This is a genomic window from Pseudomonas sp. ADAK7 (assembly GCF_012935675.1).
In the GTDB taxonomy this organism is placed as follows: Bacteria; Pseudomonadota; Gammaproteobacteria; order Pseudomonadales; family Pseudomonadaceae; genus Aquipseudomonas.
The window spans coordinates 733,451-750,507 of sequence record NZ_CP052861.1 but is presented as its reverse complement, the minus strand read 5'-3'; the positions used below and the strand labels follow the sequence as shown (position 1 = coordinate 750,507).

At 61.3% G+C, this 17,057-nt stretch carries 13 protein-coding genes and 1 tRNA gene; 7 read left to right on the top strand and 7 right to left on the bottom strand.

The window, feature by feature from the left end:
• Positions 1 to 28: 28 nt before the first annotated feature.
• A complete protein-coding gene (gene phaR / locus HKK53_RS03395; RefSeq protein ID WP_169369470.1) occupies positions 29 to 550 on the top strand; it encodes a polyhydroxyalkanoate synthesis repressor PhaR in 522 nt (173 codons plus the stop codon).
• 35 nt (positions 551 to 585) lie between these two features.
• Here phaR and phaP read toward each other — a convergent pair whose 3' ends face one another.
• Entirely contained in the window at positions 586 to 1,155 is a 570-nt protein-coding gene (gene phaP / locus HKK53_RS03390; protein WP_169369468.1) for a TIGR01841 family phasin, read from the bottom strand.
• 244 nt (positions 1,156 to 1,399) lie between these two features.
• On the opposite strand from phaP, the gene HKK53_RS03385 reads away from it, so the two are divergent.
• Positions 1,400 to 3,769, top strand: coding sequence for a DUF3141 domain-containing protein (locus tag HKK53_RS03385; RefSeq protein ID WP_169369466.1), 2,370 nt, complete (start codon positions 1,400 to 1,402; stop codon positions 3,767 to 3,769).
• A 21-nt stretch (positions 3,770 to 3,790) separates the two neighbouring features.
• Here HKK53_RS03385 and HKK53_RS03380 read toward each other — a convergent pair whose 3' ends face one another.
• Positions 3,791 to 4,828 (bottom strand): AraC family transcriptional regulator, encoded by a 1,038-nt coding sequence (locus tag HKK53_RS03380; RefSeq protein WP_169369464.1) that lies wholly within the window; start codon positions 4,826 to 4,828, stop codon positions 3,791 to 3,793.
• 240 nt (positions 4,829 to 5,068) lie between these two features.
• Here HKK53_RS03380 and phbB point away from each other — a divergent pair, with 240 nt between their 5' ends.
• The 4 genes from phbB (at position 5,069) to HKK53_RS03360 (ending at position 10,315) form a co-directional block, all read left to right on the top strand.
• Positions 5,069 to 5,815: an acetoacetyl-CoA reductase gene (phbB, locus tag HKK53_RS03375; RefSeq protein WP_169369462.1), complete on the top strand. Its 747-nt coding sequence runs from the start codon at positions 5,069 to 5,071 to the stop codon at positions 5,813 to 5,815.
• A 57-nt stretch (positions 5,816 to 5,872) separates the two neighbouring features.
• Positions 5,873 to 7,051 (top strand): acetyl-CoA C-acetyltransferase, encoded by a 1,179-nt coding sequence (locus tag HKK53_RS03370; RefSeq protein ID WP_169369460.1) that lies wholly within the window; start codon positions 5,873 to 5,875, stop codon positions 7,049 to 7,051.
• A gap of 94 nt (positions 7,052 to 7,145) precedes the next feature.
• Entirely contained in the window at positions 7,146 to 8,849 is a 1,704-nt protein-coding gene (phaC, locus tag HKK53_RS03365) for a class I poly(R)-hydroxyalkanoic acid synthase (protein ID WP_169369458.1), read from the top strand.
• A 152-nt stretch (positions 8,850 to 9,001) separates the two neighbouring features.
• Positions 9,002 to 10,315, top strand: coding sequence for an OprD family porin (locus HKK53_RS03360; RefSeq protein ID WP_169369456.1), 1,314 nt, complete (start codon positions 9,002 to 9,004; stop codon positions 10,313 to 10,315).
• 679 nt (positions 10,316 to 10,994) lie between these two features.
• Here HKK53_RS03360 and HKK53_RS03355 read toward each other — a convergent pair.
• Complete coding sequence (locus HKK53_RS03355) at positions 10,995 to 11,639, bottom strand: hydrolase (RefSeq protein ID WP_169369454.1); 645 nt, start codon at positions 11,637 to 11,639, stop codon at positions 10,995 to 10,997.
• A gap of 141 nt (positions 11,640 to 11,780) precedes the next feature.
• On the opposite strand from HKK53_RS03355, the gene HKK53_RS03350 reads away from it, so the two are divergent.
• Positions 11,781 to 12,668: a LysR family transcriptional regulator gene (locus tag HKK53_RS03350; protein WP_169369452.1), complete on the top strand. Its 888-nt coding sequence runs from the start codon at positions 11,781 to 11,783 to the stop codon at positions 12,666 to 12,668.
• 3 nt (positions 12,669 to 12,671) lie between these two features.
• Here the strand turns inward: HKK53_RS03350 and HKK53_RS03345 are convergent.
• The 4 genes from HKK53_RS03345 to fdhE all read right to left on the bottom strand — a co-directional run bounded on the left by HKK53_RS03345 (position 12,672) and on the right by fdhE (position 17,053).
• Positions 12,672 to 12,767, bottom strand: a tRNA-Sec gene (locus HKK53_RS03345).
• The gene (selB, locus tag HKK53_RS03340) at positions 12,768 to 14,672 is read right to left on the bottom strand and encodes a selenocysteine-specific translation elongation factor (RefSeq protein WP_169369450.1); all 1,905 of its coding nucleotides are present in this window, start codon (positions 14,670 to 14,672) and stop codon (positions 12,768 to 12,770) included. It abuts the tRNA gene before it with no gap.
• Positions 14,669 to 16,075 carry an L-seryl-tRNA(Sec) selenium transferase gene (gene selA / locus HKK53_RS03335; protein WP_169369448.1) on the bottom strand — a complete coding sequence of 469 codons (1,407 nt, stop codon included), beginning with the start codon at positions 16,073 to 16,075 and terminating at the stop codon, positions 14,669 to 14,671. The genes selB and selA overlap by 4 nt, the downstream gene beginning before the upstream one ends.
• A 51-nt stretch (positions 16,076 to 16,126) precedes the next feature.
• The gene (gene fdhE / locus HKK53_RS03330) at positions 16,127 to 17,053 is read right to left on the bottom strand and encodes a formate dehydrogenase accessory protein FdhE (RefSeq protein ID WP_169369446.1); all 927 of its coding nucleotides are present in this window, start codon (positions 17,051 to 17,053) and stop codon (positions 16,127 to 16,129) included.
• Between the last annotated feature and the right edge of the window lie 4 nt (positions 17,054 to 17,057).

Here is a 17,057-nt window from a genome sequence, read left to right as displayed (position 1 = left end):
AAATCAGGCTCGCCGCGAGACGCCCCGCATGACCGATAACAATCGCAACACCCCCCGCCTGATCAAGAAGTACCCCAATCGCCGCCTGTACGACACCCATACCAGCAGCCACTTGACCCTGGCCGACATTCGGCAACTGGTGGTCGATAAGGTCCCGTTCCAGGTGGTCGATGCCAAAAGTGGCGAGGACTTGACCCGCAGTATTCTGCTGCAAGTCATCCTCGAAGCCGAAAGCGGCGGTGAGCCGATCTTCAGCAGCGACATGCTGATGGGCATCATCCAGTTCTACGGCCCGTACCAGGGCGTGCTCGGCAGCTACCTGGATAAAAGCATCCAGACCGTGATCGACATCCAGTCCCAGACCGGCGCCCAGTCGTCCGAGGCCTGGAGCACCTTCATGCATCAGCAGGCGCCGGTGATGCAGGACTTGATGCGTCAATACGTCGATCAATCCAAGGCGCTGTACCTCAACACCCAAAACATGTTCGGCCTGTTCGGCGCCAAGCCGGGCACCGATAACGGGACGAAAAAAAATGGCGATGGGGAATAATCCCATCGCCATCGGTGCTGCTGGCCTGATCTGACTTATTTGTTGCCGTTGGTAGCCTTGGCGCTCGCTTCTGGAGCGGCTTTGCCGGCGGCAGCCGTGGCAGCGTCGAAGCCGCTCTGGGCCACATCAGATGCCTGCTTTACCGCTTTCTGTGCGCTTTCGAACACGGTGCCGGCATTCGCCAGGCCCGACTTGAAGGCCGCGACCACTGGCTCGGAGCCAGCCGGTGCATTCTTGCTGATCGACTCTACGAACTCATTCACCTGCTGGGTGCCCGCCTGGACTTGACCTTCGGTCAGTTTGGCGATGTCCGACTGGGTGCCAACAATCAGCGCCTGGACCTGACGGTTGAATTCAGCCAGGCGTTCGGTTTGCGCGCTCGGTTGGGTGAACGATGCCTGCAAATCGGCGAAACCTTGTGGATCACGCACTGCCAGCAGCTTGCGCACGCCTTCAAAGTGCTCTTCGGTGGAGTCGCGCAGTGCCTTGAACTGCAACTGGCTCAGCTGTTCAACGCTGGCGAAGACTTTACCGCTGATCTGCTGCAACAGGTCGAGGTTGGCTTTCTGAGTGGCTTGCAGTTTTTCCGAGTTGAAAAAAGACATGCTGAAATCTCCTGGTACTGGAAGGCCCATTCAGGCCTGAGGACGCGACAGCGATCGGGGCAGTCGTCGCGTTAGCCTTGATATTGCAGTGCACAAAACCGTTTGGCAACGGATATTTTGTGCGCTGCAAAATAATCGGTACGCCTTAAGTGGTTTTTCCCTATAGACTCGAGAAAATCCGATGATCGGCCTAGCAATCGCTAGTCTGGCTGACGACTCCCCCGCACCGTGTCAGGAGTTCACCATGGGCCAGGAAGAAAATATTGCGCTGCAAGATGAAGGGCTTTCCCCGGCGGCCGGTTTGTTCGAGCACCTGAATCACCTGCAACAGCTCAATACCCGCAACGTGCTCGACGCGGTGCAGCAGCGCCAGGCAAAAACCTTCGCGCCGCTCAGCCAGGGCCAGCTCAAACCACCGACGGCGGCTGACTGGCAGGAATACTTCACCGACCTCAGCCAACGCAGCCTGTTGTTCTGGGACACCTTGCGCCAGCGCGGCGACAACACCCTGGCCCACGAGCGTGCAGGCTTTCCGCTGCTGCTCAAGTTCGAGCATGAAACCCTGGTCAACGGCGCCGACCTGCCGCGCCCGGTCAACTATTCGTTGTTGCGCATCCTCGGCAACCCCGAGCAATCGATCGACAGCCAGCCACCGGTGATCATCATCGACCCGCGCGGCGGCCACGGCTCCGGCATCGGCGGTTTCAAGCAGGATTCGCTGATCGGTGAAAGCCTGCGCGCCGGCCATCCCACCTACTTCATCGCCTTCAGTCACTCGCCGGCTCCCGGGCAAACCCTCGCCGACATTGTCGAGGCCCAGGCGCGATTCATCGAAGCGGTCAGCACCCGGCATCCGGCCAGCGCCAAACCGGTGGTGATCGGCAACTGTCAGGCGGGTTGGGCATTGATGGGTTTGGCTGCCACCCGGCCAGAGCTGCCAGGGTTGATCATCGTCAACGGCGCACCGTTGTCGTACTGGGCCGGGGTCAACGGACGCAATCCGATGCGCTACACCGGCGGCTTGCTCGGTGGTGGCTGGATGGCGCGTTTGGGCAGTGACCTGGGCAACGAACGGTTCGACGGCACCTGGCTGGTGAGCAATTTCGAAAACCTCGACCCGGCGAACACCTATTGGGGCAAGTACTACCACCTGTTCAGTGAAGTCGACACCGAAGCCGCGCGCTTCCTCGACTTCGAGCGCTGGTGGGGCAGCCCGACCCTGCTCAACAGCGAAGAAATCGAGATGATTGTCGACGACCTGTTTATCGGCAATCAGCTGTCCGGCGGCCTTGGGCGCAAGAGCGGCGGGCTCGACCTCAAGCGCATTGAAGTGCCGGTGGTGGTGTTCTGCTCCTATGGCGACAACATCACCTCGCCGCAACAGGCGCTGGACTGGATCGCCGACGTTTATCCCAGTGATCTGGCCCTGCAAAACGCCGGGCGGACCATTGTCTACCTGCGTCACGCCAGCATCGGTCACCTGGGGATTTTCGTCTCGGGTGAGGTGGCCCGACGTGAACACCGAGAGCTGCTGGGTGCAGTCGAGACCATCAACGCCCTGCCCGCCGGGCTTTATGAAATGCTGATCGACGATCTGCCCGACACGCAATACGCCGTGCGTTTCGAACCCCGGCGCATCGCCGACATCCATGGCGAGGTGCCGCCGCCCCGGGATGATGATCGCGAGTTCGCCCTCGTTGAACGCGCCTCGGACGTCAACAACAGCCTGTACGACGCGTTCATTCGGCCGTGGCTACGCCCGTTGATCAACGAACCGACCGCCGAACTGCTGCGCAAGGCGCATCCGTTCCATCAGCAGCAGGTGCTCTGGAGCAGTTTGAACCCGGCGTTATGGTGGTTGGCCGGCAGCGCCGCGCAGGTGCGCCATGAGCGTCGCCCCGCCGCCGCGAGCAATCCGTTGCTGGCCTGGCAGGCGTTGTTCTCCAACCAGGTTCAAGACGCGTTGAACGGCTACCGCGATCTGCGCGATGCCACCCAGGAACTGTGTTTCTACGGTGTCTACGGCGCACTCAACAGCCTCGGTGCCAAGGTGCCGCAGCGCGATCTGCAAGCGCACGCCGAGCACCACGACAAAGTGCTGCTCGAACGCCTGCAAAACGCCCTGCCCCTGGGTGGCCTGATGGAAGCGCTGGTGCGCATCCTGTTCCTGCTGGAACGCGACAGCGACGCGCCGGGCAAGGCCAACGTCGACAAACTGCTCGAGCAATTGCAGCTATTGCTGCAAGACCACAGCGCCGAACCGCTGGACCTGCGTGAGACCCTGCAAACGCAGAAAATGCTGGTGCTGACTCATCCGCAGGAAAGCCTGCAAAGCCTGCCGCTGCTGCTGACTGAAACGGAGGAGCGCCAGCAGGTGTTGGCGGCTGTGGCCAATCTATTGCCGGAATTGTTGAACGAGAATGCCGCCGGGCACGGGTTCTGGTGCGAGTTGCACACCTTGCTTGAAGTGCCGCTACCGGGTTTTGACCTGACTCAACCGCCCAGCGAAGCTGATGCAGTTCTTGAACAACCCGCGCCTGTCGCCAAGGTTGAAGTCCCGACGCCACAAACCACCAAACCCCGCAAAACCTCGAAGAAACCACCCAAGAAATAAAACCGGACCGCATCGGCCAGATCAGGCCGATGCGGCTTTCGCGACTTCGAATGATTCATCCGCCCGATACTGCCCCGGCGTCATCCCGAACCACCGGCTGCACGCCTTGTTAAAACTGCTGTGGTCATGAAAACCAAGGAGATACGCCACATGCTTCATGTTGAAATGAGAATGGCGCAGGTAGTGGTCAGCCAATTGCCGGCGCACGGCATTCTGCACATCCTTGAATTGCGTCCCTTCCTTTTCCAGCGAGCGCTGCAGCGTACGTTTGCTGATGTTCAGCGCCGCAGCAATCGATTCCATGTCGTATTGCCCCTGGCCCTGACTCAGCCGCTCGCTGATCAGCGCGCGAATCCTGCTGACAATCGAGAAGCCAAACAGCAAGTCCAGTTGCGCTTCGGCAAAACTGTCGTGCAGCACCGCCAGCGCTTCATTGGCCATGCTCAATGGGCGCAGCACTTCCTGGCCGTCGAACAGAATGCTGTCGTAGGGCGCATCGAACTCCAGGTTGCAGCCAAACAAGCGCCGATGTTCCGAGGTGTCAGCAGGTTCCGGATAGCTGAACTGCACCTGCAACGGTTGCGGCGAGTTGCCGCCCGCCAGCCATCGGCAAAACCCCATCAGCGACGCCAGCGCGGCGTCGACGTATTGCCGGGGTTTGACCGAGCCGGCCTGCTGATGATCCAGCGCGACCAATCGGTAGTTCTGCTGCTCGGCGGTGAAGAACAGGCTGAAACCGGTGCCGATCAACGGGCTGAAACGCACCAGCCGTTCTATCGCCCGTTTCAGGTTCAGGCTGGACATCATGGTGTAGCCGACAATCTGGAAGCTGCCGGGATGAAAGTTGCCATAGGCTTTCAGGCCGATGTCCGGGTCGGCGCTGGCTTGTGCGGCCAGGGCCCACAGTCGATAGATCGCCCGGCGCTCGCAAAAGGCGCCCGGCAGTTTCGCCAGATGGACGTCCAGTCCAGCCTCCCGACACAGACTGGCAACATCCAGCCCTTGAGCCGAGAGCGTATTCACCAGCACGCTGGCATAGCCTGAACTCATTCTGTACATGGCGTCCTCAATGACCTGTGGTGCCGAACATCCTGTTCGGGCCATACGGATCTGCGTTGAATCAAAGAATAACGGGCCGCTCAGTGTCGAGTGTTGATTCCAGTATAGGTACTCCTCGCTTTTAGCCATGTCTGTCACCGATGGACACCACACAGTCACCTCACAACACTTCCCGCAACCCCCGCCCATACCGAACAATCCTTGCATCTTGCAGCGCAAAATAAAAAAGGGAAGAAGTCTATGAAGTCGCTTGGTCGTATTGCATTGGTAACCGGCGGTATGGGTGGGATTGGTACGGCGATCAGCCAGCGTCTTTCCAAGGAAGGTTTCAAGGTTGTAGTGGGTTGCAGCGCCAACTCCAGCCGCAAGGAAGAATGGGCCGCCACCCAGTCGGCCGCTGGGTTCGAGTTCGATTTTGTTTACGGGGACATCACCGATTGGGAATCGACCCGCGCCGCCTTTGAGTGGGTCAAGGAGACCTACGGACCGGTGGATGTGCTGGTCAACAACGCCGGCATCACCCGGGATGCTTCGTTCCGCAAACTCACCCCCGAAGACTGGAACGCGGTCATCGGCACCAACCTCAGCGGCATGTTCAACACCACCAAACAGGTGATTGAAGGCATGTTGGCCAAAGGCTGGGGCCGGATCATCAATATTTCCTCGATCAACGGTCAGCGCGGCCAGTTCGGCCAGACCAACTACAGCGCGGCCAAGGCCGGCATCCACGGCTTCACCATGGCCCTGGCGCGGGAAGTCTCGGGCAAGGGCGTGACCGTCAACACCGTGTCGCCGGGCTACATCCAGACCAGCATGACTGCGGCCATTCGCCCGGACATCCTCGACGGCATGATCGCCGCCACACCGGTCGGTCGCCTCGGCCAACCGGAAGAAATCGCCTCCATCGTCGCCTGGCTGGCGTCCGATGAGTCGGCCTACAGCACCGGTGCCGACTTCTCGGTCAACGGCGGCATGAACATGCAGTAACCCGCGCAGGGCAAGGAGGCCCTGCTGCCGTTCGACATATTCTTAATGAGGTCACGCATGAACGAAGTCGTAATCGTTGCCGCTACTCGTACCGCCATTGGCAGCTTCCAGGGTGCCTTGTCCGCGATTCCGGCCACCGAACTGGGCGCGGCGCTGATTCGCCGCTTGCTGGAACAGACCGGTATCAACGGCGAACAGATCGATGAAGTGATCCTCGGCCAGGTGCTCAGCGCCGGTGCCGGGCAAAACCCGGCACGCCAGACCGCCATCAAGGCCGGCCTGCCCTTCACCACCCCTGCCATGACCCTGAACAAGGTCTGTGGCTCCGGGCTCAAGGCGGTGCAACTGGCCATTCAAGCCATCCGCTGTGGCGACGCCGAACTGGTGATTGCCGGCGGCCAGGAAAACATGAGTCTGGCGCCTTACGTCCTGCCCAAGGCCCGCACCGGTTTGCGCCTGGGTCATGCGCAACTGCAAGACAGCGTGATTCAGGACGGTTTGTGGGATGCCTTCAACGATTACCACATGGGCATCACCGCGGAGAATCTGGCCGAGAAGTACAGCATCACCCGTGAGCAACAGGACACTTTCGCCGCCGCCTCGCAGCAAAAAGCCGCGGCCGCCATCGAAGCCGGTTACTTCAAGCGTGAAATCACCCCGATCCTGATTCCCCAGCGCAAGGGTGAACCGCTGGCCTTCGACACCGATGAACAGCCACGCGCGGACAGCACCCTCCAATCCTTGGGCAAGCTGAAGCCGGCGTTCCAGAAAGACGGCAGCGTGACCGCGGGTAATTCTTCGACCCTCAACGATTGCGCCGCCGTGCTGATACTGGCCAGCGCCGCCAAGGCCCAGGCCCTCGGGTTGCCGGTACTGGCGCGGATCAAGGCGTACGCCAGCGCCGGTGTCGACCCGTCGATCATGGGCATCGGCCCGGTGCCGGCCACTCGCCTGGCGCTGGAAAAGGCTGGCTGGAATCTCACCGACCTGGACCTGATCGAGGCGAATGAAGCCTTCGCCGCGCAGTCCCTGGCGGTCGGCAAGGAACTGGGCTGGGACACCAGCAAAGTCAACGTCAACGGCGGTGCGATTGCCCTCGGTCATCCGATCGGCGCCTCGGGTGCGCGGATTCTGGTGTCGCTGTTGTTCGAATTAATTCGTCGCGATGGCCACAAAGGCCTCGCCACGTTGTGCATCGGCGGCGGGCAAGGCGTCAGCCTGGTCATCGAGCGCTAGTCACACTGAACTGCTTGCCTTAGCTACTGACGCGGCACCGTACGCGGTGTCGCGCTTTTTTCTGCCCGGTTGACCTTTGTGGGCAAGGAGTTCCATGGATAACAACGCACACACCTTCAACACTTACTGGTCTGGCCAGGTTCCGTTCATTGCTTCATTTGCAGTGCAACAATTACGCCTGTGGGTCAGCACCAATCCGTGGTTTACAGGGCAAGAATATAACGAATGGTTCGACCTGCCCCGGGGCACCCTCGACAGTTTGCAGTCCGACTACCAACTGCAATGGGGCGATCTCGGCCAGCGCCTGATGACCGGCCAGCCGTTCACCTTCGACGATCGACGCTTCGCCAGCGGCGCCTGGAGCCAGCCGCTGTTTGGTTCCCTCGCTGCGTTTTACCTGCTCAACGCCGGATTCCTGCTGAAGCTGCTGGACAAACTGCCGATCAAGGACAAGAAACCACGCCAGCGCCTGCTGTACCTGGTGGAACAAGCCATCGCCGCCGGCGCGCCGAGCAATTTCCTGGCGAGTAATCCGGATGCCCTGCAACGGGTGATCGATACCCAGGGCGCCAGCCTGCTCACGGGGTTGCTGCACCTGGCCAGCGACCTGCAAGAAGGCAAGATGCGCCAGTGCGACAGCAATGCGTTCAAGGTCGGCGTGGACCTGGCGACCACACCCGGAGAAGTGGTGTTCGAGAACGAACTGTTCCAGTTGATCCAGTACTACCCGCAGACCGAAACCCAGTACCGTCGCCCGGTATTCGTGGTGCCGCCGTCGATCAACAAGTACTACATCCTCGATTTGCGCCCCGACAACTCGATGATCCGCCACCTGCTGCAACAAGGGCATCCGGTGTTTCTGATGTCCTGGCGCAACTTCGACCAGGCACATGCCAACACCACCTGGGATGACCTGATCGAAACCGGCATTATCAAAGGCCTGCAAGTGACCCGTGAGATCAGCGGCGAGCAACGGCCCAATTGCGTCGGTTTCTGCATCGGCGGCACGTTGTTGAGCAGCGCACTGGCGGTACTGGCCGCGCGCGGCGACAAAGACATCGCCAGCGTCAGCCTGTTGACCACCTTCCTCGATTACCTCGACACCGGCCCCATCGACATTTTTGTCGACGAACAACTGGTGGCCTACCGCGAGCGCACCATCGGCGGCCTGGACGGCCCCATCGGCCTGTTCAAAGGCGAGGACATGGGCAACACCTTCTCGCTGCTGCGGCCCAATGACTTGTGGTGGAACTACAACGTCGACAAATACCTCAAGGGCCAAAAGCCGATAGCCCTCGACCTGCTGTTCTGGAACAACGACAGCACCAACCTGCCTGGCCCGATGTATTGCTGGTATTTGCGTCACACCTACCTGCAAAACGACCTGAAATCCGGTGAGCTGGATTGCTGCGGGGTCAAGCTGGATCTGCGGGCCATCGAGGCCCCGGCGTACATCCTCGCCACCCATGACGACCACATCGTGCCGTGGCGCAGCGCCTACGCCAGCACCGAATTGCTCGGCGGGGACAAGCGCTTTGTGCTTGGCGCGTCCGGGCATATCGCCGGGGTGATCAACCCGCCGGCCAATCAGAAACGTCATTACTGGACCAACAACCGCGTCAGCGAAAACCCGGACACCTGGTTCTCGGAAGCCGAACAGCATCCGGGCAGTTGGTGGAACGACTGGTTTGTCTGGCTGGCCGAGCATGCCGGGGAGCGTCAGCCTTCGGCGCTGCACGCCGGGAATACCGAGTACCCGGCGATCGAGTCGGCACCGGGGCGGTACGTGAAGCAATGAGCCAAAGCCCTGCGCGATGAATCAACATCGCGCGGGGCTGACAACAACGCCAAACACAGCACATCGACTCAATATCCCCGCTTGAAACTGCGCCACCATCACAGCCCCTGCCCGCGGGTCTTGCGCAGGCGCTGTCCGGTGGTGATTGATCCATGAAGCTTTCCTCGCACTCCCTTTGGTTATTGATATCAGTTGCCGGCACCGCCCTGGCGGACGAATCGGCGCCCGCAGCCCAGGGTTTTCTCGACGGCGCAACGCTGGGTGTGCTGAGTCGCAACTTTTACCTCAACAGCGATTACCGCACGCCCTCGCCCTCAGGCAAAAGCTACAAAGCCGAATGGGCTCAAGGGTTTATCAGCTCTTTTGAATCCGGTTTCACCGAAGGCACGCTTGGCTTTGGCCTCGATGCTCATGCCTTTCTCGGGCTCAAGCTCGATGGCGGCAAAGGGCATTCCGGCACCGGGTTGCTGCCGGTCGATGATGACGGCCGTAGCGAAAGCAACTACTCCAGTGGCGGCGGCGCGCTCAAGTTCAAGGCCTCCCGCACCACCCTGGCCTTCGGTGAAATGACCGTGGAAACGCCAGTGTTCGATACTTCGGACAAACGCCTGCAACCGGAGTACGCCACGGGTTTTCTGTTAAACAGCAAGGAAATCGACGGCATGAACCTGGTGGCCGGACACTTCACCGCGTTCAAGAACCAGGACAGCTCTTCGAGCAAGGGCGACTTTTACGGTTACGGCGCCAACACCGAGGCTGGCGGAATGTCCTTTCTCGGTGCCGATCTGTTCACCAACAGCCCGGTGGGCGGCGCGTTGTATGCCTCGCAGCTGAGCGACACCTGGCACCAGTACTACGGCAATCTGCACTTCAAGCAATCGGATGTGTTCCTCGACGCCAATCTGTACCACACGCAGGACACCGGCCGGGCGTTGGCGGGCGCCATCGATAACACCGCCTATAGCCTGTCGGGCAAATACAGCCGCGGCGCCCATGGCTTCACCCTCGCCTATCAGCAAATCAACGGCGATACCCCGTTCGATTTCGTCGGTGGCGACTCCATCTACCTGGCCAACTCCATCAAATACGCCGACTTCAACGGCGCCCATGAACGTTCCTGGCAGGCTCGCTATGACCTTGATCTGGGGGCATTCGGCATTCCGGGGCTGAACTTCATGACCCGCTACGTGAGGGGCAGCAACATCGACGGCAGCCATGCGCCCAAGGGCGGTGCTTACAACCCGTTCGACGAAGCGAGCGGCGAGTACGTGCCGCAACAAGGGGATGGCGGACGGCATTGGGAGCGTGACATCGATTTGCGCTACGTCGTGCAATCCGGTTCGGCCAAGGGCTTGTCGCTGCAGTTGTCCCATGTCTCGCACCGGGGCAACACCGCCCAGGCGGGCGATGACATTGACCGGGTGTATGTCGTGGTCCAGTACCCGTTGGCCTTCGGCCACCTTTAACCCATTGACGGCCCGTAGCAGCGGTCGAGCCCCGCGAGGCCGCGTTCGGCGGCGCAGCCGTCGTAAAACCAGACGACGCGGTGTGTCAGTTAGACCGTGCGCACAGGGATTGCGACGGCTTCGCCGCCGAACGCAGCCTCGCAGGCTCGGCAGCTGCTACAAGCGGTTGCGGTGAATGGCCCAGTCATAATGAAAAAAAACACTCATGCTGAGCATAAGTGATGCCCCCCGTAGCAGCGGTCGAGCCCCGCGAGGCCGCGTTCGGCGGCGCAGCCGTCGTAAAACCAGACGACGCGGTGTGTCAGGTGGACCGTGCGCACAGGGTTTGCGACGGCTTCGCCGCCGAACGCAGCCTCGCAGGCTCGGCAGCTGCTACAAGCGTTGCGGTGAATGGCCCAGTCATAAAGCAAAAAAGCCCACTCATGCTGAGCATAAGTGATGCCCCCCGTAGCAGCGGTCGAGCCCCGCGAGGCCGCGTTCGGCGGCGAAGCCGTCGTAAAACCAAACGACGCGGTGTGTCAGTTAGACCGTGTGCACAGGGATTGCGACGGCTTCGCCGCCGAACGCAGCCTCGCAGGCTCGGCAGCTGCTACAAGCGTTGCGGTGAATGGCCCAGTCATAAAGCAAAAAAGCCCACTCATGCTGAGCATGAGTGGGCTTCTTTGTCGTCGCTGTTGGTTTACTTCACCTGACGCTGCGGTGCCTTGTGCACCATGGTGTAGGCGTAATCCACGCCCATGCCGTAGGCGCCGCTGTGTTCGCGCACCAGTTCCATCACCGCATCGTAGGTTTCTTTATGCGCCCAGTCGCGTTGGTATTCGAGCAACACTTGCTGCCAGGTCACCGGCACCGCGCCGGCCTGAATCATCCGCTGTACCGACATGTCATGGGCTTCCTTGGTCGTGCCGCCGGAAGCGTCGGTGACGATGTACACCTCGTAGCCTTCGGCCAGGGCTTCCAGCGCGGGGAAGTTCAGGCAGACCTCAGTCCACAGCGCGGCCATGATCAGCTTCTTGCGCCCGGTGGCTTTCACTGCGGCGACCAGCGCCTTGTCTTCCCAGGAGTTCATCGAGGTGCGCTCGATCGGCTGCTGGTCCGGGAACACGCCGAGCAATTCCGGCCAGATAAAACCGCTGAAGCTTTCGGTTTCCACCGAGGTCAGGATGGTCGGCACGTTGAAGATCTTCGCCGTCTTGGCCAGGGCCACGGTGTTGTTCTTCAGGGTCTGGCGATCGATCGATTGCACGCCGAAGGACATCTGCGGCTGGTGGTCGATCAGGATCAGGGTGGAGTTGGTTGGGTTGAGCAATTCACGGATGGACATGGCGAGTTCCTTTTGATGTCGATGAGGTGTGTTTAATGGGTTAGCCGTTGTTTGCTTGGCTTGGCGCTAATGTAGGTCCTGGCCATTAAAGGAACAATTCCCTAGAATCGGGAATCATTGATTCCAAATTGGGGACAATCCTTGGATCGTATCGAATGCATGCGCGCGTTTATCGTCACCGTGGGTGAAAACGGCTTCGCCGCCGCAGCCAGGGCGATGGATGTGCCGCGCTCCAAAGTCAGCAAACAGATTCAGGCGCTGGAAGAAGCCATCGGCGTGCAGTTGCTGCAACGCACCACCCGCAGCCTGCACCTGACCGAGGCTGGTGCCGAGTATTACGACGCCGCGCGGGAACTGATCGCCTCACTGGACGAGGCCGAGCAACGGGCGCGGGACGGTATCGGGGAATTGCGCGGCGTGCTGCGGATCAACGCGCCAATGTCCTTCGGCTTGCGGCGATTGGGGCCGCTGATTCCGCTGTTCCATGAACAGCACCCGAACATCGAGTTGCAGCTGGTGTTGAGCGATCAGCAAGTGGACCCGGTGCGCGGTGGTTTTGATGTGACGCTGCGGATTGCCAGCATGCCGGACTCATCGATGATCGCCCGCCTGATAGCCCCGGCCCCACGAATCATGGTCGCCTCGCCGGCCTACCTGAAACGTGCCGGCACGCCCCAAGTGCCAAAGGACCTGACCACTCACCAATGCCTGAACTATGGCTATCTGCAAAGCGGCGTCAGCCTGCAACTGAGCAATGGCAAGGACTCGCAACGGGTCAACGTCACCGGCCCGCTGCACGCCAACAATGGCGACTTGCTCGCCCAGGCTGCCGAGGCCGGGATGGGCATCGCCCTGCTCCCGGATTTCATCGTTGAAGACTCGTTGGCCGCCGGTCGTTTGGTGCCGGTGCTGTGCGAATGGCAAGCGCCACCGATCACCATCAACGCGGTGTACCCATCGGCGCGGCGAGTGCCGCAGAAGACCCGCACGTTTATTGATTTCCTGATCAAGGAACTGGCGCCACGGTGAAACTGGCGGAAGGCAGCCGGAGTCGAACCTGCCCGGGAACGGATGCCGTCCCCAACCGGGTTTGAAGCCCGGCCGCGCCACCGGGCGCGATTGCCTTCCTTATTCGTTGGCCTGAGCCAATGCACTGTCGAGACGGATCTGGCGGCGATCACCCATGCGGCGAGTCAGGCCGATCCGGTCGAAGTACTCAAGAATCTGCACGCTGCGTTTGCGCCCCAGCCCCACCGCATCACGAAACGCCGCCACCTCGATCACCGGATTTTCCCCGGCCAGTTGCATCAGCATAGCCGCCAATCGTCGCAGCACCGCGTCGGTGTAGAACAGGTCGCGCACCACTTGATGCAACAACCCCAGCCGCGCCATTTTGCGCAGCAGCGCGCGCACCGCCGCTTCGTCATGCCCGAGGTCGCGCACCCACGGCGGGTTGAAACCGGCCTGTTCGAAGGTTGGCTGCAATTGCTCCCACAAGGCTTCGTCTTCGGCGCTCAGGCGCACTTGATGATCCGGCAGATGCAGCCACGGCCCGCTGCTGACGAGGGCGCCACTGACGAGCAATTCGTCGAGCAGGCTGATGAAGGTCGGGCGATCCAGCGCAGTGCCGGTGAAGCGACGCAGGCGATCGCGGTCCGGGCCCATTTGGTCCGGTTCCAGTTGATGGAAGCGTGCGAGGTGCTCCAGTAACGGCGGCTTCAAGGCGTCCCAGCGAATCGCACTGAACAACAGCGGGCCTTGTCGGGTGTTGATCAGGCGCACGTCATCGGGCAAAACCCAGCTATCGCGTGGGCGATTGAACTGACGTTCGAGACGTTGCGGATCGAGGCCAGTGTCGCTGTGGGCCAGCAGCGCGGGCATGACGGCTTCGAGGCTGTCGGTGCTGGCGAGGACGTGTAGCTGCGCCAGTCGCTCGGGGCTGCGGCGATGCCGGCTCGGTGCGAAGGGGTCGAGCACGCGGCCGCCGCCTATCGTGCGTTGGGCGCTCTGGTCGCGCAGGATCAACGGATCGCCCTTCACCGCGTGTACCGGCGCATTCAGCAGCAGTTGCGCGAACATGCGCGCGCCGGGGGCCAGGCTCGGGCCTTCGAGCAACGCTACGCGTCCGGTCACGTCCTGAGTGCCGAGGTGCACGTGCACCGGGTGGAAATGCGGGAATGCGGTTATTTCGCTGGGCAACAGCTGCATGTCGATGTCCAGGCGCTGGGTCGGCGCGTGCAGCCACTCGGGGAGTAACCAGTGGCCACGGTGGATCTGCTCCAGGTTCAAGCGATCAGCGCTCAAATTCAGCGCGACTCGTTGCCCGGCGAAAGCATGATCGGCCGCCTGATTCTGCGCATGCAAACCCCGCACTCGCACCGGTTTGCCCAACGGCCCGAGCAGCAACGTATCGCCCACCGCCACGGCCCCTGACAACGCCGTGCCGGTGACCACGATGCCGGCGCCCGCGACACTGAAGGCACGGTCAATCGCCAGGCGAAACCCGCCAAGGGTACTGCGTTGAACAACGTCCTTTTGCACCTTGAGCAAGGCTTCACGCAAGGTCTCGACACCCGCGCCCGTCACACTCGATAACGCAATCAACGGTGCAGCGGCAAAAGGCCCGGGCGCCAACAATGCTTCTATCTGCGCTCGAACCTCCTCGACTCTGGCAGGCTCAACCCGATCACACTTGGTCATCGCCACCAACGCCCGAGGAATCCCCAGCAACTCGACAATCGCCAGATGCTCACGGGTCTGCGGCATCACCCCGTCATCCGCGGCCACCACCAACAGCACCAGATCAATTCCTTGCGCACCGGCGAGCATGTTGTGGGTGAAGCGCTCATGCCCCGGCACGTCGATAAACCCGGTCAACGCCGCACCTGGCTCCAGCGCCGCATACAGATAACCGAGGTCGATGGTCATGCCCCGCTCACGCTCTTCGCGGCGACGATCCCCTTGCTGGCCGGTCAACGCCTCCAGCAACAACGTCTTGCCGTGGTCGATGTGCCCGGCGGTACCGACGATCACCCCTGCCCTCCGACCCACTGATCGAGTTGCGCCAGCCATGCGGCTTCATCGTCCAGCTGCCGCAGATCCAGCCATACCGCGTCATCGTCAATGCGCCCGAGCACTGGAATCGGCAAGGCGCGAAACGTGGCTTCCAATCCATGTAAATACCGGCCACGCAGACGCTTTGACACCAGCGGCCGCAAGCACAACGCCGCACTGGGTAAACGCGCCACCGGTTGGCTGCCACTGCCGATCATGCCCAGCGCCTGAATTGCGCTGACATTCCAGTTTTCCCCCAACACCTGCGCCAATGAAGGTTGCAGGCGTGCAGCCTGCGCGAGGATGTCAGCCTGAGTCCGAGTCAACAGCCGCAAACTCGGCAAGCGCTCAGCCAGCCGATCCGGATCACGGTATAAGCCCAACACCGCTTCAAGCGCCGCCAAGGTCAGTTTGTCGACCCGCAACGCCCGTTTCAGCGGGTTCTTCTTGATCTTCGCGATCAAATCCTTGCGCCCGACGATCAACCCGGCCTGCGGACCACCCAACAACTTATCGCCGCTAAACGTCACGATATCCGCACCATCGAGCAGCGCCTGACGCACCGTCGGCTCGGCCGGCAAGCCCCAGCGCGTCAGGTCCAGCAAACTGCCGCTGCCCAGGTCCTCCAGCAGCGGCAAGGCATGCTTGTGCGCCAACTCGGCCAGTTCCGCCGTCGGCACGCTGGTGGTGAAACCCGAGATCGCGTAGTTGCTCGCATGCACGCGCATGATCAGTCCGCTGCGCAGTCCGATAGCCGCTTCATAGTCCTTCGCGTGGGTACGATTGGTGGTGCCGACTTCAACCAGCTTCACCCCGGCGCGGGCCATGATGTCGGGGATGCGAAACGCGCCGCCGATCTCAATCAGTTCACCCCGAGAGATGATGCCTTCCTTGCGCGCGCCCAGGCTGTTGAGGGTCAGCAGCACGGCGGCGGCGTTGTTATTGACCACGGTGACTGCTTCAGCGCCGGTCAACTCGCGGATCAGGCCTTCGATCAAATCATCACGATCACCGCGCCTGCCGCTGTGCAAATCGAATTCAAGATTGATCGGATAACGTGCCGCCATCTGCACCGCTTCAATGGCTTCTTCCGGCAACAACGCCCGCCCGAGATTGGTATGCAGCACGGTCCCGGTGAGGTTGAACACCCGACGCACCTGGCTGCGATGTTGCGCAATCAGCCGCTCTCCCGCCCTGCCCGCCAGCACTTCAGGCGCAATCTCGACCGCCGTCAGTTGCCCTGACAACACTGGCTCGCGCAGGTCATCCAGCAACTGCCGCAAACTGGCGAGCAAGGCATCGCGTCCGTAGCGCTCGGCCAGCGGCTGGCACGCCGGATGGCGCAATAGACTGTCGATGGAAGGCAGACGCAGGTTGGACATCAGCAGCACCCGAAAGCAATGGACCGTCGCGCCTGAGTGTAGACGCTGGGCTTAATCGCTTCCGGGGGCCAACAGCAGATTCGGCGCCAGGCGCTGATAACCTTCCTGCTCCAGACGCATGTCCAGCAGCAGGCTGGTCAGGTCGGTCGACAGCGCTTCGGCTTCAGCGTCGTTTTCCAGATAAAGCAATTTCAGGTAGCTGTTGCAGCCCGGACAGACTTCTGCGCGCAACGGCGCCTGATTCGCCGCGTGCCGATCATCGTCGAGGCTGACGTATTCCAGGCCTTTGCTCTGTTCGCAATACACGCACTTGACCCGCACCACATGCCATTCACAGGCACACAGCGAACACACCAGATAACGCAGACCGTTGAACTTGCCGCGATGGCGAATCACCCCGGCCATGGCCGGTGAACCACAGGCCGGGCATTGGCTGAGGCTGTCGCCGGGCTTGAGCTCCAGGTTCGGCGTGTCCAGCAGCCAGTGGCTCCAGGCAACTTGCAGCGCTGCGCCGAGGAATGGCACCACTTCGGCGGGCAATAAAGAGTATTGACCGCTGACCAACGCAACACCCCAGGCCTTGAGCTCTCCGGGATTGGCGCCTAGCAGTATGTTGATCGCGCTTTTGACCGCCGCCTGTGGCGGTGGCTTATAGCGCAGCAACAGCGCGTACAGAAACGGCAGCCAATCCGCCTCGCGCACCAGAGTGTCAGCGGCGAACGGTGGCAAACCGTGTTGCTGGCAGACCTTCAGCCGTTCGGAATCGGGCATCTCATCCACCGGCAGGTCATCCAGCATTTCCTGTTGCAGATGACACAACCCGGCCACCAGCCGCAGGTAATCGGCCAGCGGGTGCCCCTCGGCCAACCGCTCCAGCCCCAGCGCGCGCAGGGTGAACAGGTTACGCGGTGGCAAATGCAGAAACGGCGGAGAACTCGCCGCCGCTTCGATTTCGCCAGGCTCAAGAATCGTCGCCAAGTGC